The sequence below is a fragment of the Marinimicrobium sp. UBA4509 genome, assembly GCF_002388575.1.
GTDB classification, from domain to species: Bacteria; Pseudomonadota; Gammaproteobacteria; order Pseudomonadales; family Cellvibrionaceae; genus Marinimicrobium; species Marinimicrobium koreense.
In genome coordinates, this window is the sequence record NZ_DGMV01000059.1 from 1 (window position 1) to 6,740 (window position 6,740).

General features: G+C 61.6%; 4 protein-coding genes. All 4 read right to left on the bottom strand.

Annotation, left to right across the window (positions count from 1 at the left end; translation table 11 throughout):
* Window positions 1–164: 164 nt before the first annotated feature.
* Window positions 165–2,768, bottom strand: coding sequence for an EAL domain-containing protein (locus B3520_RS11335; RefSeq protein ID WP_286804899.1), 2,604 nt, complete (start codon window positions 2,766–2,768; stop codon window positions 165–167).
* The gene (gene ftsH, locus B3520_RS11340; protein ID WP_286804901.1) at window positions 2,765–4,639 is read right to left on the bottom strand and encodes an ATP-dependent zinc metalloprotease FtsH; all 1,875 of its coding nucleotides are present in this window, start codon (window positions 4,637–4,639) and stop codon (window positions 2,765–2,767) included. Before ftsH ends, B3520_RS11335 begins: the two co-directional genes overlap by 4 nt.
* A 27-nt stretch (window positions 4,640–4,666) precedes the next feature.
* Entirely contained in the window at window positions 4,667–6,097 is a 1,431-nt protein-coding gene (locus B3520_RS11345; RefSeq protein WP_286804903.1) for a phospholipase D-like domain-containing protein, read from the bottom strand.
* A gap of 16 nt (window positions 6,098–6,113) precedes the next feature.
* Window positions 6,114–6,740: AAA family ATPase (locus tag B3520_RS11350; protein ID WP_286876083.1), on the bottom strand; the 627-nt coding region annotated here is incomplete at its 5' end.

Below are 6,740 nucleotides of genomic sequence, written 5' to 3' on the forward strand. Positions count from 1 at the left end.
AATGAAACGTTAATGGAACGGGGTGTCCGATAAGACGACTCGATTACACCTGCATCACCGGGGCAATTGCGAAGCCACCCAGCGCATAATGCCCTGCGCGCCCGTGGCGCCGCCGATGGGTGGATCAGCCTCTTGCACGTCAACCCTTCGTCCCATGCACGGCATCAATCCGGCTTCTGGTCCGGCGGCAGCAATCCCAGCAGATCTGCCTGCAAATGTTGCAACTTGTCGATGCCAGCCCTCAATGCCTCGACACGGCCGGCTTTTTTCATTTCACTCAGGGTGTGCGCTAACTGCTGGATGCTCTGATGCAGGACATCGACCTGATCATCAGGATCCTTGCCGAAGAACGTAGGGCGGCCACTTTGATCCCGCCAGTATTGGAGTGCTTCGGGTTGAGGCGGCACTTGGGTCTTACCTGACAGGTAGTCGATCATCTGGGAAATCCAGACCCGGTGGTCGACGTATGTGAACGGCACGGGCAGCGCGGAGCGACTGTCAGGTTTGAATCCCTTCCAGGATAAGGGTACCTGCCAGGTGTCTAGCCATTGCTCGAATCCATGCGCCGGCATCGGATGCCCGATGGCATAACCCTGGCCCCACTCGCATCCCATACGCAGCAGCATTTCACCATGCTGAATGGATTCGACTCCCTCCGCGATGCAGTTCCTGCCAAACGACCTTGCCAGTGCCAGTAGCGCATCCAGGATGGCGATATCGTCCGGATCCTCGAGCATGTCGCGTATAAAACCTTGGTCGATCTTGAGCAGGTGCGCGGGCAGGCGCTTCAGATAGGCCAGCGATGAATAGCCGCTGCCGAAATCGTCGAGGGCAAAACGCAACCCCATCCTCTCGCACTGCGCCATCAACTGAGACACTTGAACGAAGTCCTCCACGGCGCTGGTTTCGAGGATTTCCAGCTCAAGGTTTTGCGGCTGGGCGCCGGGATGTCGTGACAACATACCACGTAGATGCATGATGAAGTCCGGTTGCAGCAAGTGCCGCGCACCGATATTCACGCTGATCGGGACATGAAGGCCGGCCTTGCGCCAAACTTCGGTCTGGGTCAACGCAGCCTCGATGGTCCATTCCCCCACGTCAATCCCGAGCGGATGGTTCTCAATGATGGGTATGAAGGAGGCAGGAGATAACAAGCCACGCGTCGGATGTTGCCAGCGGATCAAGGCCTCGGCGCCCAGCACCTCACCGGTGCGCATGTTGACCTTAGGTTGGAAATAAAGCAGAAACTGCCCATTGGCAAGTGCATTCTCTATGCTGTCAAATTCTTCGTGACGGGTGCGCAGCGTACGATCCTTCTCCGTATCGAAAACGTGATATCGATTCTTGCCAGCTTGCTTGGCACGATACATAGCCTGATCTGCCTGCCGCAGCAGTTGGTCGGCGTCGATATCTTCGCCTTGCGGGTAGTAGCTCACACCGATACTCGCGCTCACCTCGCACAGTGCGTCACCAATCGGTACGGGCTGTGCAGCCACCTCGATCAGGCGATCGAGAATCGGTACGCTGACGGAAATATCCGGCAGGTCGAGCAGAACAGCGACAAACTCATCACCACCAAGACGGGCCAAGGTATCGTCTTCGCGCAACACCTGCGCCATACGCCTGGACAGGACGGACAGCAATTTGTCGCCGACTGCGTGGCCGTGCTGGTCGTTGACCTTCTTGAATCCATCCAGATCGATAAAGACAACCGCCAGGTGCATGCCACGCCGACGTGTCTGACGAATGGCCTGCTTAAGGCGGTCTCCAAGCAATAGTCGATTGGGCAAGCCGGTGAGCAGGTCGTAATGAGCAACGCGTTCAAGCTGTTGCTGGTTCTCCTTCAGCGCTGTGATGTCGGAAAACATGGCTGCGTAATGCTCGATATGGCCCCGCATATCCGGGACTGCACTGATCGTCAGCAGCGCGGCAAACTGACTGCCGTTCTTGCGTCGGCACCAGAGCTCTCCGTGCCAGTAGTCGTGCTCACGCAGAGCCTGCCAAACGGTCTGATAGAACTCATCGTCATAGCGATCGGACTCGAGCAGACGAGGTGTCTGGCCCACTACTTCCTCCCGCGCATAACCAGTGATCACGGTAAACGCCCGATTGACGTTGACAATGTGGCCTTGAGCGTCCGTAACGAGGATGCCCTCTCCTGCGTGCTCAAAAACTGTTGCCGCAAGGCGAAGCTCTTCCGCGGATCTTCTGCGTGAGGTGACATCATGGATATAGCCGTGCCAGAGGATGCTCCCATCAGGCATGGCTTCAGGCGACGCCTCGCCTTCGACCCAGATCACCCGACCGTCTGGAAACTGCACCCGGTACTCGTCATGCCAAAGCGCGAGTGACTGCCCCGACGCCTGTATGGTTTCATGCACACGGTCGCGGTCTTCAGGATGGAGCGCCGCGAACACAGGAGTGGCATCTTCAACAACATCCTCCGGTGCAACCCCGTATATTTCCTGTATCCTCGCGCTGGCATAAGGGAAGTGCGAGCTGCCGTCCGGACGAAGACGGTATTGGTAAAGCATACCGGGAACGTGGCTGGCCAACTCTTCTCGCTGTAGGCGCATAGCGTTCAGCGCCTGCTCGACCCTCTTGAGATCGGTGATGTCCTCTACCGTCGCTGTGGTCAGCTCGATGGTTTCTCCGGTGAACAGCGGGTGCTGGCACCGCCCGCAATTGGGCTTCTCTGCCAACTTGTTGGCTGGCACGCGATTGATGGATTGGCAGTGTGGGCAGACGATATGAACGCCGTCACTCATGAGGTGGGTCCTTGGGACACAGAGGAAGTCATGGCTCCGGCAGTTGGGCCTGGGGATTCGAGATGTAGCCCTTGCGTCAGTTCCCGGATGCTGTATTCATCCAGCGTTTCCCGTGCGAGCAGTTCGCGCGCGCACCGCTCCAGCACTTCTCGGTTAATTTCGAGAATTCGGTATGCACGTTCAAACACACCCATCACGATGTCACGGATGGCTTGGTCGATGCGTGTCTGAGTCGATTCGGCTACCCGGCAGCCACCCTGTACCAGTTCAGGCGCATCAAGAAAACGCGGCCTCTGTGCCTCAAAAGCAACGTACCCCAAGCCCTCATCCATGCCGAAGCGCGTAATCATGTCGCGGGCGATGTCGGTGGCCCGCGCGAGATCGTCTGAAGCCCCTGTGGACAGCTCGCCAAACACGAGCTTCTCAGCCGCGCGCCCTCCCAGGAGCACGGCGATCTTGTGCTCCAGGTCAGCACGTGTTATCAGAAATCGGTCTTCGGTGGGCCGCTGCAGGGTGTAGCCGAGTGCACCGATGCCACGCGGCACGATTGAAATCTTGTGTACCGGATCGGTGCCGGGCAGCGCCAGCGCCACCAGCGCATGTCCCATCTCGTGATAGGCCACGGTTTCCCGCTCCTTCGGATTGAGCACACGGTTCTTCCTTTCCAGGCCGGCCACGATGCGCTCGATGGCGGCGGTGAAGTCTTGCAGTTCCACAGCTTGCGCCTTGCGCCGCGTCGCGTTCAGCGCTGCTTCGTTCACGAGATTGGCCAGATCAGCGCCGGAAAAGCCGGTGGTCAGCGCCGCCACCTGTTCCAGACCTACACCTTGGGCCAGGGTGATCTTCTTGACATGGACCTTCAGGATATCCAGGCGACCTGTCTTGTCGGGACGGTCCACCAGCACCTGCCGGTCGAAGCGACCGGCGCGAAGCAAGGCCTGATCGAGGATTTCGGGCCGGTTGGTGGCTGCAAGGATGATCAGCCCGACCGAGCTGTCGAAGCCATCCATTTCGGTGAGCAACTGGTTCAGCGTCTGCTCACGCTCGTCGTGTCCGCCGATGGGGCCTCCGGCACCGCGTGCGCGACCCAAAGCATCCAGCTCATCAATGAAGATGATCGCCGGCGCCTGCGCACGCGCCTGTTCGAACAGGTCGCGCACGCGCGCCGCACCCACGCCGACGAACATCTCGACGAACTCCGAGCCTGAGATGGAGAAGAACGGCACCCCGGCCTCACCCGCCACGGCCTTGGCCAGCAGGGTCTTGCCCGTGCCGGGCGGGCCCACCAGCAACACGCCCTTGGGGATGCGCGCTCCGAGCCGTCCATACTCCTGCGGATTCTTGAGGAAATCGCCGATCTCAACCAACTCCGCCTTGGCTTCATCGACGCCAGCGACATCGGCAAAGGTCACGCCAGTGTTCTTCTCCATGAATACCTTGGCACGGCTCTTGCCGATGCTCAGGAAGCCACCCATGCCCTGCTTCGCGGCGAAGCGGCGGAACAGGAAGAACCAGACGCCGAAGAAGGCCACCGCCGGCAGAATCCAGGAGAGCACATCACGCAGCCAGGTGCTTTCCACCACCCGCGTATAGGGCACCTCGTACTTGGACAGCCGCTCGGCCAGGTCGGGTTCGACACGGGTGGCCACGATGGTGGTCTTGCCCCGGCTGTCCGGCGATTTCAGGCGCCCGGTCACCGTGCGGTCCGACACCAGCACTTCGGCGACGCGCCCCTCGGCCAGCGCCTTCTCGAATTCGCTGTAGGGCACGGGCTCGACGGTCTTGGCCGCCTGCCATTGGTTCTGCAGCATCAGCAGCAACAGACCCGCGACGATCCAGTAGCCAATGTTCCATTGATCTTTCTTTTCCATGGGCAGGGTACCTCGCAAGTCGTGTCGCTAGAGAATAGGGGTGAACAGACGGGCCACCCCGTCGCGCAAGCGGATGGCCAGCGGGTGGGCGCGCAACGCCTTCGCCGATATCTCGCCCGAGGCATCACGAGCGGCATCAAAAAGGGATGACAGCCGCGTAGACAACGCGGTGTCGTACACCTCCACATTGAACTCGAAGTTGAGGCGCAAACTGCGCGCATCCCAATTGGCCGAACCCAGGCAGCACCACGCTGCGTCTACCACCATCAGCTTGCTGTGGTCGAACGGGCCAGGCCGTTCGAAGATGCGCACACCATGCTCCAGCACCTGCCAGTAGTGGGCGCGCGCGGCCCATTGCACCGTGGGATGGTCGCCGTTTGCGGGCGTTAGCACGTCGATACGCACGCCGCGCAACGCGGCCGTGCTTAGCGCCGCGATCATCGGCTGATCGGGGACGAAGTAAGGTGTCCAGATGCGCACCGAATGCTTCGCCGCGCTCAAAGCGCCCATGAAGGTCCAGCGCATCCTGTCCAGGGCCTCATCGGGACCGGCCTCTATGCCGCGCGCCCAAGAGGTTCCTTGCTCATCAGCCGTTGCGGGCGGTTCGCCCCAGAAACCCTTGCTGAGCCGCTCGCCCGTGGTATCGCACCAATCATCAGTGAAGTTCCGCATCAGATGCTCTACCACCAGCCCGCGCAGACGAAAGTGCAAATCGTGACAGGCCTGGCCCGGTGCATCGGGCCGCCAATACGGGCTGGAGATATTCATGCCGCCGGTGAAACCCGTCTCGCCATCGATCACCAGCAGCTTGCGGTGATTGCGCAGATGCGCGGCATGCAGGCGCGCGGGAATCAATGTCGGGTTGAACGTCGCCACCGGAACGCCGGCGCGCTGCAAGGCACGGTAGGCGCTGCCGGGCGTCCAGCGGGCATAGACATCGTCGATCAGCACCCGCACTTGCACGCCGCGCTCATGAGCCCGGCGCAGCGCATCGACGAACTGCGCCCCGATGCCTTGGCCGTCGAAGATGTACGAAGCCAGCGCGACGCTGTGCCGCGCCGATTCGATGGCAGCGAGCATGGCCGGGTAGGCCTGCTCGCCATCGACAAGCGGCTCAATACGGTTGCCGCCGGTCAGCGACTGGCCGGTGGCGCGTCCCACCAGGTGGGCCAGACCGGCAAGTGGCGGCGATACAGCGTCGGGTATCGTGGGCGAGAGGTCCTGTCGAACAGCAGGATCTGCCCCCGGGAAGAGCCGCCGCGCCCGCCGCTGGTAACGGTTGATGCCGAATAGCCCATACAGCAGCGAACCGCCCAGCGGCAACAAGGCGATCAGCAGTACCCACAGCGTGGCCGATCGAGGGTCACGCTTGTAGATGACCGCGTGCCCCGCTGTGGGGATAGCGACCGCCAGCGACACGAGGGTGGCTGCCCATGTCAGCCCGCTGGGGTCGGACACGACAGCCTCCCATCGCTCAAGATTCGCCGCCCGCCGGCTTCTTCTTGCGCGCAGGCTTGCTCGCGTCGCCAGGCGGTGCCTCGGCCACGTTCGCGGCATCGGGCTTTTCAGGCTCGGCCGGCTGCGCGGGTGGCTCCTGGCGCTCGAAGACCACCCGTTCGGCCTTGTCATCCCAGCGGGCGCTGGCGTGATCACCTTTGCCGATGCCACCACCGAGCATCTCGCGTGCCAGCGCGGTTTCCAGCTCGCTGCGGATCAGCCGCTTGAGCTCGCGCGCGCCGAACTCGGGTTTGTAGCCTTCCTCCGCGAAGTGGTCGATCAAGGTCTGGTCGAAGGTCAACGTCACGCCCTGGCTGGCGGCGTTGCGCGCCACGCGATCGAGCTGCAGGCCGACGATATGGCGGATCTCCTCCTTGCCCAGCGCATGGAAGACGATGATCTCGTCGATGCGGTTGATGAACTCGGGGCGGAAGTGTCCGCGCAGCACGTCCATCACCTCGGACTTGGTCTTCTCGTATTCCTCGCCGCCGGCGCCACCAGCCTTCAGCCGACGCTGGATGATGTCCGAGCCCAAGTTCGAGGTGGCGATGATGATGGTATTGGTGAAATCCACCACCCGGCCCTTGCCGTCGGTGAGCCGCCC